We start from the raw sequence: 22430 nt of genomic DNA, 5'->3' as shown, positions 1-22430 counted from the left end.
CGTTTCAAACCGCGAACCTTCCATGACGAATCAGCCTACCCAGACCGCGGCCGACCGGCCCGTCGACATGATCATTTTCGGCGGCGGCGGCGACCTGGCCGCCCGCAAGCTGTTGCCCGCGCTGTACATGGCGCACCTGCACTGCAACCTTCCGCCCGAGACGCGCATCATCGCCGTCGGCCGCCGCGACTGGGGCATCGACGGCTATCGCAAGTTCATGGACGAGCAATCGCGCCCGTTCATCGACGAAAAAGCGTTCGACGCCGAAGCGTGGAGCCGTTTCCTCGACCTGTTCAAGTACGTGCTGATCGACGTGAACGCGCCGGACGACTACCTGCGGCTCGCCGAAGCGGCACGCGGCGATGCCATTCGGGTGTTCTATCTGTCGACGTCGCCGGAGCTGTTCACGACGATCTGCGACAACCTGTCGGCCGCGCGCCTCGTCGACGCGCGCTCGCGCGTCGTCCTCGAAAAACCGCTCGGCCACGATCTCGCGTCCGCGAAAGCGATCAACGATGCGGTCGGCAAGCACTTCGAGGAATCGCAGATCTATCGGATCGACCACTATCTCGGCAAGGAAACCGTGCAGAACCTGATGGTGCTGCGCTTCGGCAACCCGATCTTCGGGCCGCTGTGGCAGGGGCCGAACATCCGCAGCGTGCAGATCACGGTCGCGGAAACGGTCGGCGTCGGCAGCCGCGCGGGCTTCTACGACCATACCGGCGCGCTGCGCGACATGGTGCAGAACCACCTGCTGCAGCTGTTGTGCATCGTCGCGATGGAGCCGCCCGTGTCGCTCGACCCGGACGCGGTGCGCGACGAAAAGCTGAAGGTGCTGCGCTCGCTGCGGCCGATGGCGCTGTCGGACGTCGCGCGCGACACGGTGCGCGGCCAGTACACGGCCGGCGCGGTCGACGGCCAGCCGGTCAAGGGCTATCTCGAGGAAGACAACGTGCCGGCGGACAGCCGCGCGGAAACCTTCGTCGCGCTGCGCGCGCACATCAACAACTGGCGCTGGGCGAACGTGCCGTTCTTCCTGCGCACGGGCAAGCGGCTGCAGCGCCGCCAGTCGGAAATCGTGATCGAGTTCGCGGACATGCCGTTCTCGATCATCCCGAGCGGCCCGCGCCACTACAGCAACCGCCTCGTGATCCAGCTGCAGCCGGAAGAGTCGATCCAGCTGCAGATGCTCGCGAAGGAACCGGGCAGCGGCATGAGCATGGTGCCCGTGAGCCTGAACCTCGACCTGCAGCAGGCGATTCCGGAGCGGCGCGCGGAAGCGTACGAACGGTTGCTGATCGACGTGATCCGCGGCCGCCTCACGCACTTCATGCGCCGTGACGAACTCGAAGCCGCGTGGTCGTGGGTCGAGCCGATCCTCGACGGCTGGAAGCAGCTCGGCGACCGGCCGCGCCTGTACACGGCCGGCACGTTCGGGCCCGCGGCCTCGTCGGCGCTGCTCGCGCGCGACGGCATGTCCTGGTCCGAAGAAGCGTAACCGCAAGCAAAACGGCGTGCCGCCGCGCGGCACGCCGGCCCGATCGGGCCACCCGGGGCGGCACCCGCCCCGTCTTCCCCCGCAGGCCTGCCGCTGCTACCGCGGCCCCATCCACGCGGCCTTGCGCCGCGCCGGCGCATCGTTGCCGCTGCTGCCGCCCAGCACCTCGATCATGTAGTCGACGAACGACGCGATCCGCGACGAGATCGCGGTATTGCGGTAGTACACCGCATGGATCGGCTGCTCGACGTCGAGCGTCTGGCGCGCGAGCACCTGCACGAGCCGCCCCGTTTCGCGATCCTGCGCGGTCATGAAATCCGACAGGCAGACGATGCCCGCGCCGTCCAGCGCGAGCTGCCGCAGCGTCTCGCCGCTCGACGACCAGATGCCCGGCTCGATGCGGCACGGCTCGCCGTCGGTGCCGAGGATCGGCCACACGTTCAGCGATTCGGGCTGCGTGAAGCCGAGCAGTGTGTGCTTGTCGAGATCCTCGACCTTGCGCGGCAGGCCGTGCGCTTCGACATACGCGGGGCTCGCGAGGATGCGCAGCCGGCTGTTGCCGATGCGCCGGCTGTGCAGCGTCGAATCCTTCAGCCGGCCGATCCGGATCGCGACGTCGGTGCGCCGCTCCAGCAGGTCGATGATGCCCTCGTTGCTGTTCAGCTCCAGCTCGACTTTCGGGAAGCGTTCGCGGTAGCCGCGCACGAGCGGCACGATCACGTGCAGCATGAACGGCGTCGCGGCGTCGACGCGCAGGCGCCCCGACGGCATCTCGCGCCGCGCGAGCATCTGCTCCTCCGCGTTCTCGACCGATTCGATGATCGCGCGTGCATCCTGCAGGAACGCACGCCCTTCCTCGGTCAGTTCGAGCCGGCGCGTGGTCCGGCGCAGCAGCGTGGTCTTCAGCTTCTCCTCGAGCCGCGCGAGCGTGCGGCTCGCCGCCGATACGGTGACGTCGAGCTGCTGCGCGGCAGCGGTGATCGAGCCGGTGTCGACCACGGCGGCAAAGGCCTGGAGTTCGTCGAGCGTGATTTTCATTGTTGATCTGAAATCAAAACAATTTGGTTTATAGACCAGTTTTTCCGCAAAAGTAAAGGCGCCACACTGCGATCCATCGTTACTGGAACCTGGATCCCGCCATGCCCCTCGCCCTGCTTGCGCTGACCCTCAGCGCCTTTGCCATCGGCACCACCGAGTTCGTGATCGTCGGGCTGATTCCGACGATCGGCGCCGACCTCGGCGTCAGCCTGCCGTCGGCCGGACTGCTCGTCAGCCTGTATGCGCTGAGCGTCGCCATCGGCGCGCCGCTCCTCACCGCGCTCACCGGCCGCGTGCCGCGCAAGACGCTGCTCGCCGCGCTGATGGCGCTGTTCACCGTCGGCAACCTCGTCGCGTGGCAGGCGCCCGGCTACGAATCGCTGGTCGTCGCACGCATCCTCACCGGCCTCGCGCACGGCGTGTTCTTCTCCGTCGGTTCGATCATCGCGACCACGCTGGTGCCGAAGGACAAGGCCGCCAGCGCGATCGCGACGATGTTCAGCGGGATGACCGTCGCGTTCGTCGCCGGCATTCCGCTCGGCACCTTCATCGGCCAGCACTTCGGCTGGCGCGCGACGTTCCTGATCGTCGCGCTGTTCGGCCTCGTCGCGTTCGTCGGCGCGGTCGTGTTCGTGCCGCGCGGGCTGCCGCAAACGCCGCCGGCGCCGCTCGCCCGCCAGCTCCGCGTGCTCGCGCAGCCGCGCCTGTTGCTCGTGTATGCGATGACGGCCGTCGGCTACGGCGGCTCGCTGATCGCATTCACGTACATGGCGCCGCTGCTCGAACGGATCGCCGGCTTCACGCCGTCGCAGGTCAGCCTCGTGCTCGTCGGTTATGGCGTGTCGGTCGCGTTCGGCAACGTGTGGGGCGGCAAGCTCGCGGACGCCGTCGGCCCCGTGAAGGCGCTCAAGCGGATCTTCCTGCTGCTCGCGATCGTGCTTCTCTCGCTGACCTTCACGATCCACGTCAAATGGCTCGCCGTGCTGACGATGCTTGCATGGGGCGCGGTCGCGTTCGGCAACGTACCGGGGCTGCAGGTGTACGTGGTCAAGCAGGCACGCCACTTCGCGCCGGACGCCACCGACGTCGCATCGGGCTTCAACATCGCCGCGTTCAACCTCGGCGTCGCCGGCGGCTCGTCGCTCGGCGGCCTGATCGTCGCGCACGCCGGCCTCGGCCACACGCCATGGATCGCCGCGGTCGTCACGCTCGGCGCGTTCGCGCTCACCGCGCTGAGCGGCCGTCTCGACCGCCATCACGGGCTGCCGGCACGCACGGCCGAACCCGTCGAACTCGCCCATTGAACGCTACCCATTTGCAGGAGTTCACCAGCATGAACGCATCGACCCGACGTCCGCCGTTCGCGGGCAAGATCTTCGAAGTTCGTTACGACGGCCTCACCGCGCTCAACGCGTATGACGAGGATGGTCTTCACATGCGCTACGAAATCACCGAAGGCGCGTACGCCGGCGCGAAAGGCGAAGTCGTGTGCACGTGGCAGCACGTCGCCGGCGAGACCTATGCGATCTCGTGGCAGGAAGCCGATCGCGCGACGGTCGTGCACCTCGACGATTTCGCCGCCGGCACGTCGCGCGCGTTCTTCACCGCGTCGTCGCTCGATTTTCACCGGCTCGAAGGCAGCCTGCGCGCGGTCTGAACGGAGCCCGACCATGTCCACTTCACTCGACACACTCGCCGACGGCGGCTTCAGCGTCGGCATCGAACTGCCGCTCGACAACGACTGGTCGCCGGCCGGCGACGCGAGGCGCCAGCGTGACGGCCGCCGCCCCGGCGTAGCCGACCTCGAAATCCACGCGGAGCTCGCGCAGCTGGCCGATACGCTCGGTTTCCGCGCACTCTGGGTGCGCGACGTGCCGGTGTACGACCCGTCGTTCGGCGACGCCGCGCAGGTGTACGAAACGTTCTCGTATCTCGGCTACCTCGCCGGCATCACGCGCGACATCCTGCTCGGCACGGCGGCCGTCGTGCTGCCGCTGCGCGAGCCGCTGCTGACGCTGAAATCGGCCGCGACGATCCAGGAACTGAGCGGCGGGCGCCTGCTGCTCGGTGTCGCGAGCGGCGACCGGCCCGTCGAATATCCGCTGTTCGGCCGCGACTTCGCGTCGCGCGGCGCGAACTTCCGCGACCAGGTCGCGCTGCTGCGCGACGGCGCGCGCGCCCACCTGCCGCCCGGTCTCGACGTACTGCCCGCCGCCCGGTCGCCAGTGCCGCTGCTCGTCGCGGGCCTCGCGCAGCAGACGCCCGCATGGATCGGCGCACACATGGACGGCTGCCTCGCGTATCCGGGCACGCCGGCCGACCACGCGCAGCGCGCCGCGAACTGGCGTGCGGTGGCCGGCGACAAGCCGTACGTGAGCTTCATCCACCTCGACCTCGCGGACGACCCGCACGAGCCGCTGCAGCGGCACCGCTTCGGCGCCCGCGCGGGACGCGTCGCGCTGGCGGAAGAACTCGCGGCGATGCGCGACGCGGGCGTGCGGCACATCGGCCTGCATTTCCGCCGCAATCGCCGCCCGCTCGACGAGACGATGGCCGAGATCGCAGCGGACGTGCTGCCGGCGTTCCATCCGGACGCAAGCGCGAAAGCACGCTCGGCATGAGGCCGGCAACGGCCCGCAGCGGGTCCGCATCACGATCGATACTTGATTTCAGATCAAATATTTTTGACCTCTAACGGCGTTTATCTCATCAGTCTGAAGCGCCAGAATGACTCACATACCGCAACCGCCCGCCTCTCCCAGGAGCACACGATGAGCAAGATTCCCGCATTCGGCCTCGGCACTTTCCGCCTGCAAGGCCAGGTCGTCATCGACTCGGTCCGCAACGGCCTCGACGTCGGCTACCGCGCGATCGACACCGCGCAGATCTACGGCAACGAAGCCGAAGTCGGCGCAGCGATCGCCGCGTCGGGCGTGCGCCGCGACGACCTGTTCCTGACCACCAAGATCTGGGTCGACAACTACGCGCCGGACAAGCTCGTGTCGAGCCTCGAAGAAAGCCTGCGCAAGCTGCGCACCGATCATGTCGACCTGACGCTGATCCACTGGCCTGCCCCGGACAACGGCGTCGCGCTCGATACGTTCATGACCGCGCTCGCCGACGCGAAGGCGAAGGGCCTCACGCGCCGGATCGGCATCTCGAACTTCAACATCGAACTGACGAAACAAGCGATCGCGGCCGTCGGCAAGGACGCGATCGCGACGAACCAAGTCGAACTGAGCCCGTACCTGCAGAACCGCAAGCTCGTCGAGTTCCTGAACGGCGAAGGCATCCACGTGACGTCGTACATGACGCTCGCGTACGGCAAGGTGCTCGGCGACCCGGTGATCGGCGCGATCGCGCAACGTCATGACGCGACGCCCGCGCAGGTCGCACTCGCATGGGCGCTGCAGCTCGGCTATTCGGTGATTCCGTCGTCGACGAAGCGCGAGAACCTCGCGAGCAACCTGCTCGCACAGACGCTGCGCCTGACCGACGAAGACATGGCGCAGATCGCCGCGCTCGAACGCAACGGCCGCGAGGTCGACCCGGCCGGCCTCGCGCCGACGTGGGACTGAGCACGCCACCCGCCATTCGACATTGGAACCGTCCGCGGCCAGCCGGCCGCGGCACGAACGAGGACATCATCATGACCCAGGACCCGCTGTTTCAACCGCTTCGACTCGGCGCACTGACGCTGCCGAACCGCATCGTGATGCCGCCGATGACGCGTTCGCGCGCCACGCAACCCGGCGACGAAGCCAACGACCTGATGGCCGCGTACTACGCGCAGCGCGCGAGCGCCGGCCTGATCGTCAGCGAAGGCACGTATATCGCGCCGCTCGGCAAGGGCTACGCATGGACGCCCGGCATTCACACGCCGTCGCAGGTCGCCGGCTGGCGCAAGGTGACCGACGCCGTGCATGCCGCGCACGGCCGCATCTTCGCGCAGCTGTGGCACGTCGGCCGGCTGAGCCACACGAGCCTGCTCGGCGGCCGGCAACCCGTGTCGTCGTCGCCGATCCAGGCGAAGGGCGTGAACGTGTTTGTCGCCGGTGAGGACGGCAGCACGCCGGGCTTCGTGCAGGCGTCCGAGCCGCGCGCGCTGACGATCGACGAAATCCGCGAGATCGTCGATCAGTACCGCGCCGCCGCGCGCAACGCGATCGAAGCCGGCTTCGACGGCGTCGAGCTGCACGGCGCAAACGGCTATCTCGTGAACCAGTTCATCGACTCGAACGCGAACACGCGCACCGACGCGTACGGCGGCTCGCTGGAAAACCGGCTGCGCTTCCTGCGCGAAGTCGCGCAGGCACTGATCGAAGGCACCGGCGACGCGTCGCGCGTCGGCATCCGCCTCGCGCCACTGACCACGCTGAACGGCTGCGTCGACGACGATCCGGAAACGACCTACCTCGCCGCCGCGACGCTGCTCGGCGAACTCGGCGTTGGCTACCTGCACATCGCGGAAGCCGACTGGGACGACGCCCCGCTGATGCCGGTCGCATTCAAGCAGCAACTGCGCGCCGCGTACCCGGGCGTGCTGATCTACGCCGGCGCATACACCGCCGAGCGCGCACGCGAAGCGATCGCCGCCGGCTGGGCCGACCTCGTCGCATTCGGCCGCCCGTTCGTCGCGAACCCCGACCTGCCCGAGCGCCTGCGCACCGGCGCCGCGCTCACGCCGCACGACCGCAACACGCTGTTCGGCGGCGGTGCGTCAGGCCTGACCGACTATCCGACGCTCGCGCAAGCCGCGGCGTGAACGACCCACAGGATTTCAACATGAGAATCACGCTCCCTTCCCGCCTGGGTTTCGGCACCGCGCCGCTGGGCAACATGTATCGCGACATCCCGAACGAAGAAGCACTGGCCACGGTCGACGCGGCCTGGGAAAGCGGCATCCGCTACTTCGACGCCGCGCCGCTGTATGGCGCCGGCCTCGCCGAGTTGCGCCTCGGCGAAGCGCTCGCCGGCCGTCCGCGCGACGCCTATTCGCTCGGCACCAAGGTCGGCCGGCTCGTCCTTGACGAACACGAGGACGCGTCGCAACGCGATCTCGGCGAAAAGGGCGGCCTGTTCCGCCATGGCCTGCCGAACAAGATCGTCTACGACTACACCGAGGACGGCACGCTGCGCTCGATCGAAGCGAGCCTGAAGCGGCTGCGTACCGACCGGCTCGACACCGTGTGGATCCACGATCCGGCGATCGACTTCCACGGCGAACACTGGCTCGACGTGTTCGACGTCGCGATGTCGGGCGCGGCGAAGGCGCTCACGCGTCTGCGCGACGAGAAGGTCATCCAGGGCTGGGGCCTCGGCGTGAACCGCATCGAGCCGTGCGAGCTCGCGCTCGAACGCGCCGATCCCGACGGCTTCCTGCTGGCTGGCCGCTACACGCTGCTCGACCATGCGGGCGCGCTCGAACGGCTGATGCCGGCAAGCGTCGCGCGCGGGCTCGGCATCATCGTCGGCGGTCCGTACAACTCCGGCGTGCTCGCGGGCGGTACCCACTTCGAGTATCAGCCGGCGACGCAGGAGATGCTCGATTGCGTCGCGCGCATCCGGCAGATCAGCGAACGTTTCGGTGTCGATGTGCGCGCGGTGGCGCTGCAGTTCTCGCTCGCACACCCGGCCGTCGCGGCCGTGATCCCCGGCGCGAGCCGGCCCGATCGCATCGACGAGAACCTGCGGCTTGCTGCGGCGCCGATTCCGGCCGCACTGTGGGACGCGCTGAAGGCCGAGCGCCTGATCGCCGAGCACGCGCCGACGCCAGCTGGCGCGGCCTGAGCGTCCTGAGCCGCTTGCGCGCGACCGCCGCGGCGAGCGGCCGCGCGCATCGGTTCCCTCGCAATCGCGGCGACTATCGCCGCGATTGTCATTTCCGAATGGCAGCCTGCGCAATCGGCGTCTAGCGTTTACAGGTTCGACGCCGCACGACCGTCCCCCGACCTGAAAGGATGCCCCGCCATGCCAAGCCGCTCCCCGAAACGCGACACGCTGCTGGCCCTCGCGGCCGGCCTTTCCTTCGCGGCCTTCACCGCGCCGACTTATGCAGACGACGCGGGCAATCTCGCGCCGCCCGAGCCTGCAACGCCGGTGCAATCAACGACCGCGACCGGCGTGCAGATCTATGCATGCGAATACGATGCCGAACACCGGCTCGCGTGGGCATTCCAGCGCCCGGAAGCGATGCTGTTCGACGGCAACGGCACGCTCGTCGTCCGGCACGGCGCGGGGCCGTCGTGGGAAGCGCTCGACGGCAGCCGCATTACCGGCAAGAAACTCGCGGAAGCGCCGAGCGCGCGTCCGGGCAGCGTTCCTCAGTTGCTGCTCGCCGCGACGCCGGCAGCAACGGGCACGCTGGCCGGCGTGCGCTTCGTGCAGCGACTCGATACGGCGGGCGGCACGCCGCCGGCAGCAGCCTGCACGACCGAACATGCAGTCGGCCGTTTCCCTTACTTCGCGCGCTACGTGTTCCTGAAGTAACGCGCGCGGCGCCCGAAGCAATGCGTGCCATCCCGGCGCCTGCCGTCCCGCCTCCATTTATTCAGTTTTCCTATCTTTAATGGATGGAAGCGTGACATCATCGGCACCATCGTTCCGGCTACAAAACGCGCTCAGCCGATCCGCATCGACAACTCGACATCGCCGCCGAACGGCACCGACAGATAGCCGTTTTCCGGCGCGCGCACGTAAGCGAGGTAGTCGGGGCTGTATTCCGCGTTGTCGGCAATCACGAACGCACCCGGCCTGAGCCGCGGCTCGACCCGCGCGAGAATCTCCGGATACAACGCCTTCGCGCCGTCGAGCAACAGCAGGTCGACCGTTTCCGGAAGATCGGCCGCCAGCGTGCGCAGCGCATCGCCCTCGCGAATCTCCACGAGATCGGCGAGCCCGGCCGCGGCCAGGTTCGCCCGCGCGCGCACGACCTTCGACGGCTCGAACTCGCTCGTGATCACCCGGCCGCCGCCGTTGTCGCGCAACGCGGCCGCGAGATGCAGCGTCGAAATGCCGAACGACGTGCCGAATTCGACGATCGCCCGCGCGCCGCCGCTGCGCGCGAGCATGTACAGCAGCGTGCCCGTCTCGCGCGACACGGCGAGCGGATAGTCCTTCAGGCGCGCATAGAAATCGGTGTAGTCGGTCTTGCTGCGCATCAGCCGCGCGTGCTCGTCGGGCGACAGGTCGGCAAAGTCCGGGTTCGTCGCGGGCGACGATGCGTCGGCTTCGTCGAACAGGCGCGCCAGCAGCGAAGCCAGCGGGTCGAGCGTCAGGGTAGTCATGCGTATCTCCGGTATCGGGTTGAGTGCGTCGTTGCACCCGACTAGAATATGACGAACTATTCAGGTTTTACTATTCGCATTGGCAGACCGCTCATGACCGACCGCCGAAACCCCCGCATCGCCACGCGCAAACAGCCTCGACAGGCCCGCTCGACCCGTCTCGTCGAGGATGTGTTGCAGGCCGCTGTTCAGGTTTTGGCCAGCGAAGGCGCGCAGCGCTTCACGATGGCGCGGGTCGCCGAGCGGGCCGGCGTGAGCGTCGGCTCGCTGTATCAGTACTTCCCGAACAAGGCGTCCGTGCTGTTCCGGCTCCAGCACGACGAATGGCGACAGACAGCCGAGATGCTGCGCGGCATGCTGGAGGACACTCGACAGGCGCCGCCCGAGCGGCTGCGCACGGTCGTCCACGCATTCATCCGTTCGGAATGCGACGAGGCGCGGATGCGCATCGCGCTCGACGACGCCGCGCCGCTCTATCGCGACGCCCCCGAGGCCCAGGAAATCAGGGCGGCGGGCACCCTCATCTTCCGCGCGTTCATGCGGGAGGCGCTGCCCGATGTGCCCGACGCGACGCTCGCAGTCGCGTGCGACCTGATCACCACCACGCTTACCGCCGGCGGCAAGGCGTTTTCGGAACACGAGCGTACGCCGGCGGAAATCGACGCGTATTCGACGGCCATGGCCGACATGTTCTGCGCGTATCTCGAGCGTCTCGCGCACAATTGAGGCCGGTGCGGGCACGAGAACCGCGCACGCGCGGCGGCGAGATCGTCCGAATGCGGGTTGCCCGCACCGGATAATCCCTGCATGCGCGGCCGTTTCCACCCGCCTCGACAGTTGCATCGAAAGTAATTCGTAATATTTGATGATCCACCCGCCCCCGCCCTGCCCGCCGATCCCGCATTCAAATAATCGCCTTAACGGATTCGAACTAGGCGTATACACGCGTTTCGTCGCGACGGAGTCCCGTTTCACGCCGATATAAGCGCTGCGACATGCGCTGCATGCTTTTCGCCCAATGGGACGTGATGGGCGGTTCGCCTAACCTTCGCTACGGCAAAGCACACGTGACGGGGTCGACCACACCACGCGTCGTACGACGCGACACACTCGCGATCATTTCGATGCGCGCGTACCGACATGGATCACGCGTCATTCGTCCCCACGACGTTGCCGACAATCCCAATTAGATTCGAGACACCCTGACGACGGTTCGCTACGGGCCGTTTCAGCATGCTGATAAAGGAGCAAGCTCATGAGTGATACCCCGGTGCAGCCGACGGTCGGCGTCGGCGCGGAAGAAACTGACTTTGGCACCAAGGGAGTCATCGACCGGTACTTCGGCATTTCGTCGCGCGGCAGCACGCAGCGCCGCGAGATCGTTGCAGGCGTGACCACCTTCCTCGCGATGGTCTATTCCGTATTCGTCGTGCCCGGCATGTTCGGCAAGGCCGGCTTCGACACGAGCGCCGTGTTCGTCGCGGTCTGCCTCACCACCGCGTTCGGTTCGTTGCTGATGGGCCTGTGGGCGAAGCTGCCGATCGCGATCGGCTGCGCGATCTCGCTGACCGCCTTCACCGCGTTCGGCCTCGTGCTCGGCAAGGGTCTGCATCCGACGGTCGCGCTCGGCGCCGTGTTCCTGATGGGCCTCGTGTTCACGGGCATCTCGGTCACCGGCGTGCGTTCGTGGATCCTGCGCAACCTGCCCGCGGGCGTCGCGCACGGCACGGGCATCGGCATCGGCCTGTTCCTGCTGCTGATCGCGTCGAACGACGTCGGCCTCGTGATCAAGAATCCGGGCGCCGGCCTGCCGGTCTCGCTCGGCCAGATCACCGCGTTCCCGGTCATCATGTCGGTCGTCGGCCTCGCCGCGATCTTCGGCCTCGAGAAGCGTCGCGTGCCGGGCGGCATCCTGCTCGTCGTGATCGCGATCTCGGTGTTCGGCCTCGTGTTCGATCCGACCGTGAAGTACCACGGCATCTTCGCGTTGCCGTCGCTGAGCGCACCGGGCCATGCGTCGCTGATCGGCGCGATGGACATCAAGGGCGCACTGTCGATGGCCGTGCTGCCGAGCGTGCTGGCACTGGTGATGACCGCCGTGTTCGACGCGACCGGCACGATCCGCGCGGTTGCCGGACAAGCCGGCCAGCTCGACGAGAACGGCCGCATCATCAACGGCGGCCGCGCGCTGACCGCCGATTCGCTCAGCTCGATCTTTTCCGGTTTCCTCGGCGGCGCGCCGGCGGCGGCCTACATCGAGTCGAGCGTCGGCGTGGCCGCCGGCGCGAAGACGGGCCTCGCCGCAGCCGTGGTCGGCCTGCTGTTCCTCGTCGTGATGTTCTTCTCGCCGCTCGCGGGCCTCGTGCCGTCGTACGCCACGGCCCCGGCACTGATGTACGTCGGCCTGCTGATGCTCAGCAGCGTGAGCAAGCTGCACATGGACGACATGGTCGACGCGATGTCGGGCCTCGTGTGCGCCGTGTTCATCGTGCTGACCGCGAACATCGTGACGGGCATCATGCTCGGCTTCTCGACGCTCGTGATCGGCCGCATCGCCAGCGGCGAATTCCGCAAGCTCAACGTCGGTACCGTGCTCATCGCGGCCGTGCTCGTCACCTTCTATCTCGGCGGCTGGGCAATCTGACCGCGGGTCATGCGCGACGTCGCCTGCAGAAGGGCGGCGCGCATCGGGACGACAACGTCTCCTCCACCATCATCGTTGATGGTCTCCAAGCCTGGGAACGCGAGTTTCCAGGCTTTTTTTGTTGAGGCGGAAGCGGCGCGACGCGAATCCGTGCCCGGTGCTACGATCGCGTTTTGCCTTCAGGAGCCGCCATGAACCCGCTCGGCATCGTCTCCGAATCGCGTACCCGGACCTCGGCGCGCAAGCCGCCGTTCATTCCGTCGTTCGGCTTCCACGAGGTGCATGAATCGCAGCCGATCGGCGCGCCGCCCGCGCGCATCATCGACACCGTCGCATCGCTCGACATGCGCGCCGATCCGGTCATCGACGCGCTGCTGAGGGCGCGCGAATTCCCGGCGTCGGTCATGGGCACGCTCCGCGACGGGCCGGCCCGCAACGAACGCGCGCGCTTCGGCTTCGACACGTTTACGCTGCTTCGCCGCGACGACACGTCGCTGTCGCTCGGCCTCGTCGGACGCTTCTGGCGCCCGGCGCCCGACGTGCGGACGATCGCCGACGCAGCGGCGTTCGTGCGCCACGACGACCCGCGCGACGCGAAGCTGGTGCTCCGGTTCGAGGTCGTCGGGCTCGCATCCGGCGCGCGCGTGCTGCGCACGGAAACCTTCGTCCACTGTCCGACCGCACGCACGCGCTGGCTGTTCATGCCGTACTGGCTCGCGATCCGGCTGGGGAGCGGCTGGATCAGGCGACGCACGCTGGCGGCAGTCGAGCTGGCGCTGGCTTAGTCGCAACGCGTCAGAACGGCTTGATCACAGCCAGCCCGACGACAATCCCCATCGCGACCACGACCGCACCCGCCGCCTGCCCGAGCCACGACGCCGGCGCGACGACGAGATCGTCGCGCTCCATGCGCCGCAGCGTGCCGGCCAGGATCCCGTGCAGCGCCGACAGCGCCGCGACGACCACCAGCTTCACCGACAGCCACGCCGCGCCGAACCAGTGTCCGTTCAGTGCGATCGCCACGCCCGTGATCCAGACGAGCGCGAGCGCGGGCACCGTCACCGCGCGATCCCAGCGCCGCACCGCGCGATGCACGGCGAGGTTGGCGATACGGACGCCGACCGACAGCATCAGCAACCCGCCGACGAACGTGACGACGGCGATCACATGTACGGCCTTGAGCAACAGGTAGATCATCGCGCGTGCCGCCTGCGCGCGATCCATCCGACGCTCGCGAGACCCGCAAACGGCACGACGGCCGACAGCACGAGCCGCGCGACTTCACCTCTGCTCCACAGCCCGCTCGACGCGGTGCTCACGACCGCCCACACGTACAGCGTGAACGCGATGCCGTGAATCGGGCCCATGATCGATACCGCGACCGGATAACCGGCCAGATGCTTGAGCGGCACGGCGACGCACACCAGCACGACGAGCGTGGTCGCCTCCAGCAACGACAGGTATTGCAGGTTCCGCAACGCATTGCGGTCGTCTTGTTTCATCGGCGTGCCTCCAGGTTGGTCTGCGGCGATTGTCGCGTGTGGTGCGCACCCGAGCCATTGGCTAAAATGACATCTTTAGACGGATTCTGGCCAAACCCTCGAACGCCATGCATACGGTCGCCGTGCTCGCTTTGCCCGATGTCGTCCCGTTCGATCTGGGCGTTGCGTGCGACACGTTCGCGCGCGTGCGTGCGCCCGGCGTCGAACAGGCCTACCGCGTGCGCGTGTGCAGCGAGCAGCCGCGCGTCGCCGGCGACCTGTTCGAACTGCGGCCCCCGTTTCGTCTCGATGCGCTCGCCGACGCCGATACGATCGTCGTCCCCGGCACGTCGGTGGCGCTCGCACCCACGTCACGCCGTGCGCTTGCCGCCCTGCGCGAGGCAGCCGCGCGCGGTTGCCGGATCGCGTCGATCTGCAGCGGCGCGTTCGTGCTCGCGGAAGCCGGGCTGCTCGACGGCCTGCGCGCGACCACGCACTGGCTCGCGGCCGCCGAACTCGCGCGCCGCTATCCGCGCGTGACGGTCGACCCGAACGTACTGTTCATCGACAACGGGCAGATACTGACGTCGGCCGGCGCGGCGGCCGGCCTCGATCTGTGCCTGCACATGATCCAGGCCGACTACGGCGCGGCGGTGGCCGTCGACGCCGCACGCTGCGCGGTGGCGCCGCGCGTGCGGGAAGGCGGGCAGGCGCAGTTCATCGCACCGGAATGGCCGGCCGCCACCGACGGGCTGCAAAACCTGATGGACTGGCTGCAGGCGAACCTGCGCAAGCCGCTCACGCTCGACGCGATGGCCCGCAAGGCGTCGACGAGCGTGCGCACGCTGACGCGGCGCTTCCAGGAGCAGACGGGCACGTCGCCGCGGCAATGGCTGCAGACCGCGCGCGTCCGGCATGCGCAGCAGTTGCTGGAGGTCACGGAGCTGTCGATCGAGCATGTCGCGACGGAGGCCGGGTTCGGTTCGGTCACCGCGTTTCGCGAACGGTTCGCGCGCGTGGTCGGCACATCGCCGCAGCGGTATCGTCGCGCGTTCCGCGCGCGCGCCGGCGCGTGACGTTCGCAACGTCACCGCCGCCTGCGCAGCGGCACGCGATGTGTCGAGCCGACGACACGACACCGCGTGCATGCAACCATCGGGATCGCGACCGAACACCGCCGCCGCCCCACCTCGTTCGCCACACTGTCGCGCCAACCGGACCCGATCGATGACCCGCATCCGCAACCCCCTGAACATCGCCCAGCTCCAGGCGTTCGTGTCCGCCGCGCATCACAAGAGCCTGCGCGCCGCCGCGCGCGAACTCGGCGTCACGCAGCCCGCGATCACGCATACGATCCGCGAACTCGAAACGGCGCTCAACGCGGAGCTGCTCGCGCGCAGCGTGCGCGGTGTCGAGCTGACCGCCTGCGGCCATGCGCTGCTGCCGCGCGCCGAGCAGTTGCTCGGCGACATCCGTCGCACGGTCGAGGCGGTCGAGCACGTGAAAGGCGAGATGTCGGGGCGTGTCGCGGTCGGCACGATGCCGTCGATCGCGCTGACCGCGCTGCCGCACGCGGTGACGGCATTCCGCCGGTCGATGCCGAACGTGAGCTTGCATCTCGTGGAATTGACGGTGCCCGACGCGCTCGCGCAGCTGCGCAACGGCACGCTCGACATCGCTGCAATGCACCACGTGCCCGCGCTCGACCGCGATTTCACGCAATCGCCGCTGCTGTCGACCGAGTTCACGATCGTGATGCGCGAAGGCCATCCGCTCGCGCACGCACGCCGATTAGAGGAACTACTCGACGCCGAGTGGATCGTCACCGTCGGCGCCGAACAGTTTCCGCACAGCGTGATGGTCGGGATGTTCGAAGCGCGCGGCCTGCCGCTGCCGAAGCGCCTGCTGAGATCGCCGATGTCGTTCGCGGTCACGCTCGGGCTCGTCGCGCGCTCGGACGTGATCGGCTGCTTCACGCGCCCGCTCGCCGCGATGGTCGCGCCGCTCGGCATCCGCACGGCCGAACTCGACGAAAGCATGCCGCGCTTCGACCTGTCGATCATCGCGCGGCGCGACCTGCTGCCCACGCCCGCCGTCTCGCAATTCGTCACGTGCCTGCAGCGGGCGGTCAACGAAACGCTCGGCTGAATCGTTCCTGTGTCTGAAACGGTCGCGCCCCCCGCCGCGCTGCCGCCGGGCCCGGTATCGGGGCTTGTCCTAGGCGCCCTGCCGGTATTTTGTCTTGATAATCTTGCGCACGTCGCGCGCCCGCATCGGGTGGGCGAAACGGACAGTCCGACGCGAAGCCGCGCCGGACCGAAGGCTTACGGCGCGGCACAACCGCGCACCCATCGAACAAAACGAGGAGTCACCGAGTGAAAAAGATTCTTGCGGCTGTGACCGTTGCCCTGCTTGCCGTATCGGCCGGCAGCGCGTACGCGAAGGACTGGACGACCGTGCGGTTCGGCGTCGACGCAAGCTACCCGCCTTTCGAATCGAAAGGCGCTGACGGCAAGGTGGTCGGTTTCGATGTCGACCTCGGCAACGAAATCTGCCGCCGCATCAACGCGAAGTGCGTGTGGATCGAAAACGACTTCGACGGGATGATCCCGGCGCTGAAGGCCCGCAAGTTCGACGGCGTGCTGTCGTCGATGTCGATGACGCCGGCGCGTCAGGAACAGATCGCGTTCTCCGCGAAGCTGTTCAACACGCCGACGCGCCTCGTCGCGAAGAAGGGCGCCGGCCTGATGCCGACGGCTGAATCGCTGAAGGGCAAGACGGTCGGCGTCGAGCAGGGCACGATCCAGGAAACCTACGCGAAGACCTACTGGGCGTCGAAGGGTGTGAACGTCGTGCCTTACCAGAACCAGGACCAGGTCTACGCCGACCTGATCTCGGGCCGTCTGGACGGCGCGCTGCAGGACGCGGTGCAAGCCGAGATCGGCTTCCTGAAGACGCCGCGCGGCGCGAACTTCGATTTCGCCGGCAAGGATATCGACGATCCGAAGACGCTCGGCAATGGCGCCGGCATCGGCCTGCGCAAGGAAGACACCGACCTGAAGTCGAAGATCGACGGTGCAATCGCCGGCATGCGCAAGGACGGTACGTACGACAAGATCGCGAAGAAGTACTTCGATTTCGACGTCTACGGCAAGTAACACCGCCAGCAAGCGCACGCGTCGCATCCGTGCAGACGGGCTCCGCAAGGAGCCCGTTTTTTTTGTGCGCGCGGCGCCGGAAGCGTTATTTTTTCCGCGCCAACTCGATGATTCTCAAAAGAAAATGGATTGTTCGGGTACCGGTTTGATGGGGGCGACGCAGGCAACGTACAATCGATCTTCCACGCACACCGGATCATTCGCGGCTGCGCCGCACTCCCCTCATCATGCAAACGCAGACCCATCCGCTGATTTCCCCCGCCGTCGGCACCGAACGCCAGATCACGAGCTTCCACTACGGCCCGCGCGGCGGCAAGAAGGTCTATATCCAGTCGTCGCTGCACGCGGACGAACTGCCCGGCATGCTGGTCGCCACGCTGCTGCGCCGCAAGATCGCCGCGCTCGAGACGTCCGGCAAGCTGCGCGGCGAAGTCGTCATCGTGCCCGTGCCGAACCCGATCGGCCTGTCGCAGCACGTGTTCGGCGATCACCTCGGCCGCTTCGACCTCGGCTCGATGCAGAACTTCAACCGCAATTTCTACGATCTCGCGGCGCTCGTGCTGCCGCGCGTCGAAAGCCGGCTCACGAACGACGCCCAGCGCAACCTGGTTGCCGTGCGCGCCGCGATGCGCGAAGCGCTCGACGAGCAGGCGCCGCGCACCGAGCTCGATTCCCAACGCCTCGCGCTGCAGAAACTGTCGTTCGACGCGGATATCGTGCTCGACCTGCATTGCGACAGCGATGCGGTGATGCACCTCTACACCAATCCCGATCTGTGGCCGGACGTCGAGCCGCTGTCGCGCTATCTCGACGCGCAGGCGTCGCTGCTCGCGCTGAATTCGGTCGGCAATCCGTTCGACGAGATCCACAGCTTCTGCTGGTCGGATCTGCGCAACCGTTTCGGCGATCGTTTCCCGATCCCGAACGGCGCGATTTCCGTCACGGTGGAACTGCGCAGCGAACGCGACGTGTCGTACGAGCTGGCCGAAAAGGACGCGCAGGCGATCGTCGAATACCTGACCGAGCGCGGTGTCGTCGACGGCACGCCGGCGCCGCTGCCGCCGCTCGCGCATCCGGCCACGCCGCTCGCGGGCACCGATCCGCTCGTCGCGCCCGTGTCGGGCGTGATCGTGTTCCGCACGCCGGTCGGCGCGTGGATCGAGGCCGGCCAGGAAGTGGCCGACATCGTCGATCCGCTGACCGATCGCGTCATCACGCTGAAGAGCAGCGTGTCGGGCGTGCTGTACGCGCGCCAGATCGTGCGCTTCGCGACGGCCGGCATGGAAGTCGCGCGGATTGCCGGCGCGACCGCGATCCGCACGGGTTCGCTGCTGTCCGCCTGAGCGGGCGGCCCGCGCGCCGGGCTACGGCGCGTGCCAACGCGCCATAACGCGCACCAACGAAATCGCCCGCTTGCGCGGGCGATTTGCTTTCCGGATCGTCGATGTCCGGCGATCCGGCCGGCCGGGATGCCTGACCGTTCAGAACGCCGGCACGATCGCGCCGCCGAACTTCTGGTCGATGAACTTGCGCACATCGTCCGATTCATAGGCCGCGACGAGCTTCTTCACCCACGGCTTGTCCTTGTCCTGCGCGCGCACCGCGATCAGGTTCGCATACGGCCCGCGCAGATCCTCGATCGCGATCGCATCCTTCACCGGCGTGAGCCCCGCCTTCACCGCGTAATCGGTGTTGATCGACGCGGCATCGACATCCGGCAGCGCACGCGGCAACTGCGCGGAGTCCAGTTCGACGATCTTGATCTTCTTCGGATTCTCGGCAACGTCGAGCGGCGTCGCGTTCACGCCGTTCGTACCGACGCCCGGCTTCAGCTTGATCACGCCGTATTTCTGCAGCAGCAGGAGCGCGCGGTTGCCGTTCGACGGATCGTTCTGGATCCCGACCTTCGCGCCCACCGGCAAGTCCTTCAGCGACTTGATCTTCTTCGAATAGAAGCCCATCGGCGCCGTGTAGGTCAGCCCGACGTTGACGATCTTGTAGCCGCGCTGCTTGATCTGGCTGTCGAGGAACGGCTGGTGCTGGAAGCCGTTCGCGTCGAGATCGCCGGAGTCGAGCGCCGCGTTCGGCTGCACGTAGTCGTTGAATTCGATGACCTTGATCGCGAGGCCGTCGCGCGCGGCGACCTTTGTCACTTCGGTCCAGATCTGCGCGTCGGGGCCGCTCATCGTGCCGATCTTCAGCGTCTGCGGGTCGGCGTGCGCGCCGGGCGCCGCGAATGCCAGCGCCGCGGCGAGTGCGCCGAGGCCGGTCAGGATCGAACGTCGCATGGTGTCCTCTTGTCCCGTGTCGTTGTTGAGGCACGGATCGTCGCATGGGGCCCGAACAGCGCAAACCAAGCTTATTTCATGTGCATATTCCTGTTCCGGATCGAATCTCAGCCGAAATCGGTATAACTCCCCACTATGCAACCGGGCAGAATTCAATGTCGCATCGGCACCACACATTCTTCATATGACAGTCGCTGTCATATTCATTACGTGGCCCGCCGATAAAGTTGCCGCCGGTCCGTGAAAGCGCGCATGAGAGCGCCGGAACCGCAACTGGACACGCCATTTATTCGCTCGGAGAATCCTTTGAACAAGAAACTGTTGACCATCGCCGTCCTGGCAGCAACGGCCGGCACGGCGCACGCACAAAGCAGCGTGACCCTGTACGGCGTCATCGATGCCGGTATCAGCTACGTGAACCACAGCAAGACCGCCAACGGCGGCACGGGCAAGCTGTTCAAGTATGACGACGGCGTTGCCCAAGGCAGCCGTTGGGGCCTGCGCGGCACCGAAGACCTCGGCGGTGGCCTGAAGGCGATCTTCGTGCTCGAAAACGGCTTCAACAGCGGCAACGGCACGCTCGGCCAGGGCGGCGCGATCTTCGGTCGCCAGGCTTACGTCGGCCTGAGCCAGTCGCAGTACGGCACGGTCACGTTCGGCCGTCAGTACTCGTTCTCGACCGACATCCTCGGCTCGAACTACTCGACGGGCGGCAACACGGTCGCGGGTAACTACGCGTACCACGTGAACGACCTCGACCAGCTCACGTCGAGCCGCATCAACAACGCCGTGAAGTTCCAGAGCGCGAACTACTCGGGCTTCACGTTCGGCGCGTTGTACGGCTTCTCGAACTCGACGGACTTCGCCGGCGCAGCCGCGACGACGACGGGCACGACGACGACGGCAGGCTCGTCGCGCGCATACAGCTTCGGCCTGAACTACGCGAACGGCCCGGTTTCGGTCGGCGCCGCTTACACGGACATCCGCTTCCCGAGCCAGTCGTCGCCGGCATTCTCGACGACGATCGCGAACATCAGCACGGGTAACGTCCGCGACCTGCGCACGTACGGCGTCGGTGGCCGCTACGTGTGGGGCCCGGCAACGGCATGGCTGCTGTGGACGCGTACGCAGTTCTCGACCGTTTCGGGCGCGGGCGGCACGTTCTACAACGCGTATGAAGCAGGCGCGAAGTACGCCTTCACGCCGGCACTGTCGGGTGGCCTCGGCTACACGTACACGAACGCGACGCAGAGCGGCAATTCGTGGCACTGGAACCAGGTCAACGGTATCGCCGACTACGCACTCAGCAAGCGTACGGACGTGTACGGCCTGGTCGTGTACCAGCAGGCATCGGGCAAGGGCGTGCAAGCGCAGATCGGCTCGAGCACGAGCTACTTCAATACGTCGGGCACGGGTTCGAAGAACCAGATCGCCGCACGTATCGGTATCCGTCACAAGTTCTAAAGCATCCGCTTAACTCGCGGATCACGACGGCAAGAAGCGCCCCGCTCCACGCGGGGCGCTTTTTTATGTGCTTTTAAGTTTCGCTTAATTCTGGGCTGAGAGGATGCTCTCACCCCCCCTGTTGGCCGCCTGAGCATCGGCGGCTTTTTTTTTAAATGCCGACGGCGCCGCCATCGATTGCCCACAAGACAGGATCGGAGGCCATGATGATCGAAGATACCGTTTTCAGCCATCTGCACGCGATTCTGACGTGCCAACACTCGATGCCGGTCCAGAGCTGCCGCGTATCGGTTGAAATGCAGCGCCCGTGGGGCCGCCCGTACCGGCTCGTCGAATGGACGATGCATCTCGACGCGCCCGCGCGGCGCCAGATCGTGCCGGCCGAATCGACCGACGAAGAGATCGCCGAGGTCGTCGCGTCGCACGTGCCGGGCCGGCTTTACGGCGACGGCCGGCTGCAGTTCTGAACGCCCCGTTGTTCCACCCGCTTCCCGCCTTTCGGCCGCCCCGCACGCGTCGTGCGGCAGTCGGTCTCGTTTGACGCAACAACGAAACCTGCTACGCTGCGCGTTTTCGTCCACGCATCACACGATGGAAAACGCATTCAACGAACGCGGCGTGATGGTCACGCGCAACGGCCTGTCCGCCGCCGGGCAGGTATTCGCACTGCGTGACATCCGCCAGGTCGACGTCGTCAAGATTCCGAAGAACCGCCTCGTGCCGTCGCTGATCTCGCTGATCGGCGTGGCCACCGCCGTCGCAGGCGGCATCGGCGCATCGAGCGCCGCGCTCGTCGTCGGCGTGATGCTCGTCGTCGTCGGTTATCTCTCGTGGGTCACGCAGGACATCACGTATCGCCTGATGGTCGAGATGCCCGACGGCAAGCGCGAAGCACTGTCGAGCGTCGATGCCGAGTTCGTCGAACGCGTCGCGCAGGTCGTGCGCGAAACACGGGCGGCGACGGCTGCCGGCTGATTCCGGTCACCCGCTGCACGCTTCGGTTCGGTTCACGATGTACGGGTGCGCGCGGCGAGTTTCGGCTCTCGCGGCACTGCTACACACGACCGACGCATCACCACCATCGAATCCCCTTTCCGCCGCCTCATCGCAAGCACCGCGCCTCCACTGCGTACGCCGACCGCCTAGTATGGAAAGAGCGGCCCGCCGCCGCATCGTCCGAGGAGGTCGGCATGAACGTTCAATTGCTGTCCGGCATGCTTCGCGCGCAGGAACTGCTGCTCGTGTCGATGATCCGCGCGCTTCCCCTTGACGAACGCCGTGCGCTCGTCGACCTCTACACCGATCAGATCGCCTTCGCCGAACAGGCGGGCCTCGAAGGTCACAGCGATCGCGCGACGCACGATGCGTTCATCGCGCATGCGCGCAACCTGCTGATCCGCATCGAAGCGCTGGCCTAGGGCCCGCGCGCTTCTCCCGAATTTCCCGGCGCGGCTCACCCGAGCCGCGCGGGTGAGCGCTCACCCGCACGGGCCGCTTTCCTCGCTTGTATTGATAATAATTCTCATTTACACTGGTAAAGTTATCAGTTGCCTTTCAATTCTCCGTTCGCCGC

24 protein-coding genes are annotated in these 22430 nt (G+C 67.0%); 19 read left to right on the top strand and 5 right to left on the bottom strand.

Annotated elements, in window-relative coordinates:
- Window positions 1–22 precede the first annotated feature (22 nt).
- A complete protein-coding gene (zwf, locus tag ACN22W_RS31530; RefSeq protein ID WP_343494709.1) occupies window positions 23–1498 on the top strand; it encodes a glucose-6-phosphate dehydrogenase in 1476 nt (491 codons plus the stop codon).
- A 96-nt stretch (window positions 1499–1594) separates the two neighbouring features.
- Here the strand turns inward: zwf and ACN22W_RS31525 are convergent, their stop codons facing one another.
- Complete coding sequence (locus tag ACN22W_RS31525) at window positions 1595–2536, bottom strand: LysR family transcriptional regulator (protein ID WP_048245930.1); 942 nt, start codon at window positions 2534–2536, stop codon at window positions 1595–1597.
- Between the two features lie 101 nt (window positions 2537–2637).
- Between ACN22W_RS31525 and ACN22W_RS31520 the strand changes: the two genes are divergently transcribed.
- From ACN22W_RS31520 to ACN22W_RS31490, 7 genes are all read left to right on the top strand, one after another.
- Window positions 2638–3840 (top strand): MFS transporter, encoded by a 1203-nt coding sequence (locus tag ACN22W_RS31520; protein WP_419688402.1) that lies wholly within the window; start codon window positions 2638–2640, stop codon window positions 3838–3840.
- A gap of 29 nt (window positions 3841–3869) precedes the next feature.
- Window positions 3870–4193 carry a MoaF-related domain-containing protein gene (locus tag ACN22W_RS31515; RefSeq protein WP_419688401.1) on the top strand — a complete coding sequence of 108 codons (324 nt, stop codon included), beginning with the start codon at window positions 3870–3872 and terminating at the stop codon, window positions 4191–4193.
- Between the two features lie 13 nt (window positions 4194–4206).
- Window positions 4207–5157, top strand: coding sequence for a TIGR03571 family LLM class oxidoreductase (locus ACN22W_RS31510; RefSeq protein WP_419688400.1), 951 nt, complete (start codon window positions 4207–4209; stop codon window positions 5155–5157).
- A gap of 150 nt (window positions 5158–5307) precedes the next feature.
- A complete protein-coding gene (gene dkgB, locus ACN22W_RS31505) occupies window positions 5308–6114 on the top strand; it encodes a 2,5-didehydrogluconate reductase DkgB (RefSeq protein WP_419688399.1) in 807 nt (268 codons plus the stop codon).
- 71 nt (window positions 6115–6185) lie between these two features.
- On the top strand, window positions 6186–7301 hold the full coding sequence (locus tag ACN22W_RS31500) for an alkene reductase (RefSeq protein ID WP_419688398.1): 1116 nt from the start codon (window positions 6186–6188) through the stop codon (window positions 7299–7301).
- A gap of 20 nt (window positions 7302–7321) precedes the next feature.
- Window positions 7322–8326, top strand: a complete 1005-nt coding sequence (locus ACN22W_RS31495; protein WP_419688397.1) for an aldo/keto reductase — start codon at window positions 7322–7324, stop codon at window positions 8324–8326.
- Window positions 8327–8506: 180 nt separating this feature from the next.
- The gene (locus ACN22W_RS31490) at window positions 8507–9025 is read left to right on the top strand and encodes a DUF3455 domain-containing protein (RefSeq protein WP_419688396.1); all 519 of its coding nucleotides are present in this window, start codon (window positions 8507–8509) and stop codon (window positions 9023–9025) included.
- A 131-nt stretch (window positions 9026–9156) separates the two neighbouring features.
- Here ACN22W_RS31490 and ACN22W_RS31485 read toward each other — a convergent pair whose 3' ends face one another.
- The gene (locus ACN22W_RS31485; protein ID WP_419688395.1) at window positions 9157–9822 is read right to left on the bottom strand and encodes an O-methyltransferase; all 666 of its coding nucleotides are present in this window, start codon (window positions 9820–9822) and stop codon (window positions 9157–9159) included.
- 48 nt (window positions 9823–9870) lie between these two features.
- On the opposite strand from ACN22W_RS31485, the gene ACN22W_RS31480 reads away from it, so the two are divergent.
- The 3 genes from ACN22W_RS31480 to ACN22W_RS31470 all read left to right on the top strand — a co-directional run bounded on the left by ACN22W_RS31480 (window position 9871) and on the right by ACN22W_RS31470 (window position 13251).
- Window positions 9871–10548 carry a TetR family transcriptional regulator gene (locus ACN22W_RS31480; protein ID WP_419688394.1) on the top strand — a complete coding sequence of 226 codons (678 nt, stop codon included), beginning with the start codon at window positions 9871–9873 and terminating at the stop codon, window positions 10546–10548.
- A 529-nt stretch (window positions 10549–11077) separates the two neighbouring features.
- Window positions 11078–12466, top strand: a complete 1389-nt coding sequence (locus ACN22W_RS31475; protein WP_048245939.1) for an NCS2 family permease — start codon at window positions 11078–11080, stop codon at window positions 12464–12466.
- A 191-nt stretch (window positions 12467–12657) separates the two neighbouring features.
- Window positions 12658–13251, top strand: a complete 594-nt coding sequence (locus tag ACN22W_RS31470) for a hypothetical protein (RefSeq protein WP_419688393.1) — start codon at window positions 12658–12660, stop codon at window positions 13249–13251.
- Window positions 13252–13261: 10 nt separating this feature from the next.
- Here ACN22W_RS31470 and ACN22W_RS31465 read toward each other — a convergent pair whose 3' ends face one another.
- Together ACN22W_RS31465 and ACN22W_RS31460 are read right to left on the bottom strand one after the other, a co-directional pair.
- Window positions 13262–13663 carry a CopD family protein gene (locus ACN22W_RS31465; RefSeq protein ID WP_419689860.1) on the bottom strand — a complete coding sequence of 134 codons (402 nt, stop codon included), beginning with the start codon at window positions 13661–13663 and terminating at the stop codon, window positions 13262–13264.
- Window positions 13660–13968: a DUF3817 domain-containing protein gene (locus tag ACN22W_RS31460; RefSeq protein WP_419688392.1), complete on the bottom strand. Its 309-nt coding sequence runs from the start codon at window positions 13966–13968 to the stop codon at window positions 13660–13662. Before ACN22W_RS31460 ends, ACN22W_RS31465 begins: the two co-directional genes overlap by 4 nt.
- Before the next feature lie 107 nt (window positions 13969–14075).
- Between ACN22W_RS31460 and ACN22W_RS31455 the strand changes: the two genes are divergently transcribed.
- From ACN22W_RS31455 to ACN22W_RS31440, 4 genes are all read left to right on the top strand, one after another.
- The gene (locus ACN22W_RS31455; RefSeq protein ID WP_419688391.1) at window positions 14076–15023 is read left to right on the top strand and encodes a GlxA family transcriptional regulator; all 948 of its coding nucleotides are present in this window, start codon (window positions 14076–14078) and stop codon (window positions 15021–15023) included.
- Window positions 15024–15174: 151 nt separating this feature from the next.
- Window positions 15175–16095, top strand: coding sequence for a LysR substrate-binding domain-containing protein (locus tag ACN22W_RS31450; protein WP_164992060.1), 921 nt, complete (start codon window positions 15175–15177; stop codon window positions 16093–16095).
- 227 nt (window positions 16096–16322) lie between these two features.
- The gene (locus ACN22W_RS31445) at window positions 16323–17105 is read left to right on the top strand and encodes an ABC transporter substrate-binding protein (protein WP_412023658.1); all 783 of its coding nucleotides are present in this window, start codon (window positions 16323–16325) and stop codon (window positions 17103–17105) included.
- A 227-nt stretch (window positions 17106–17332) separates the two neighbouring features.
- The gene (locus tag ACN22W_RS31440) at window positions 17333–18448 is read left to right on the top strand and encodes a succinylglutamate desuccinylase/aspartoacylase family protein (protein WP_419688390.1); all 1116 of its coding nucleotides are present in this window, start codon (window positions 17333–17335) and stop codon (window positions 18446–18448) included.
- Window positions 18449–18586: 138 nt separating this feature from the next.
- On the opposite strand, the gene ACN22W_RS31435 is transcribed toward ACN22W_RS31440, so the two are convergent.
- Window positions 18587–19393, bottom strand: a complete 807-nt coding sequence (locus ACN22W_RS31435; RefSeq protein ID WP_129515912.1) for a MetQ/NlpA family ABC transporter substrate-binding protein — start codon at window positions 19391–19393, stop codon at window positions 18587–18589.
- A gap of 306 nt (window positions 19394–19699) precedes the next feature.
- Here ACN22W_RS31435 and ACN22W_RS31430 point away from each other — a divergent pair, with 306 nt between their 5' ends.
- From ACN22W_RS31430 to ACN22W_RS31415, 4 genes are all read left to right on the top strand, one after another.
- Entirely contained in the window at window positions 19700–20857 is a 1158-nt protein-coding gene (locus ACN22W_RS31430) for a porin (protein ID WP_412023656.1), read from the top strand.
- A gap of 206 nt (window positions 20858–21063) precedes the next feature.
- Window positions 21064–21324: a DUF2866 domain-containing protein gene (locus ACN22W_RS31425; protein WP_011353838.1), complete on the top strand. Its 261-nt coding sequence runs from the start codon at window positions 21064–21066 to the stop codon at window positions 21322–21324.
- A 124-nt stretch (window positions 21325–21448) separates the two neighbouring features.
- A complete protein-coding gene (locus ACN22W_RS31420; RefSeq protein ID WP_419688389.1) occupies window positions 21449–21832 on the top strand; it encodes a DUF6232 family protein in 384 nt (127 codons plus the stop codon).
- A 215-nt stretch (window positions 21833–22047) separates the two neighbouring features.
- Complete coding sequence (locus tag ACN22W_RS31415; protein WP_129515914.1) at window positions 22048–22275, top strand: hypothetical protein; 228 nt, start codon at window positions 22048–22050, stop codon at window positions 22273–22275.
- Window positions 22276–22430 lie beyond the last annotated feature (155 nt).

The organism is Burkholderia theae (assembly GCF_048565265.1).
GTDB classification, from domain to species: domain Bacteria; phylum Pseudomonadota; class Gammaproteobacteria; order Burkholderiales; family Burkholderiaceae; genus Burkholderia; species Burkholderia theae.
The sequence above is the reverse complement of the archived record's forward strand: the minus strand, read 5'-3'. Positions and strand labels throughout refer to the sequence as shown.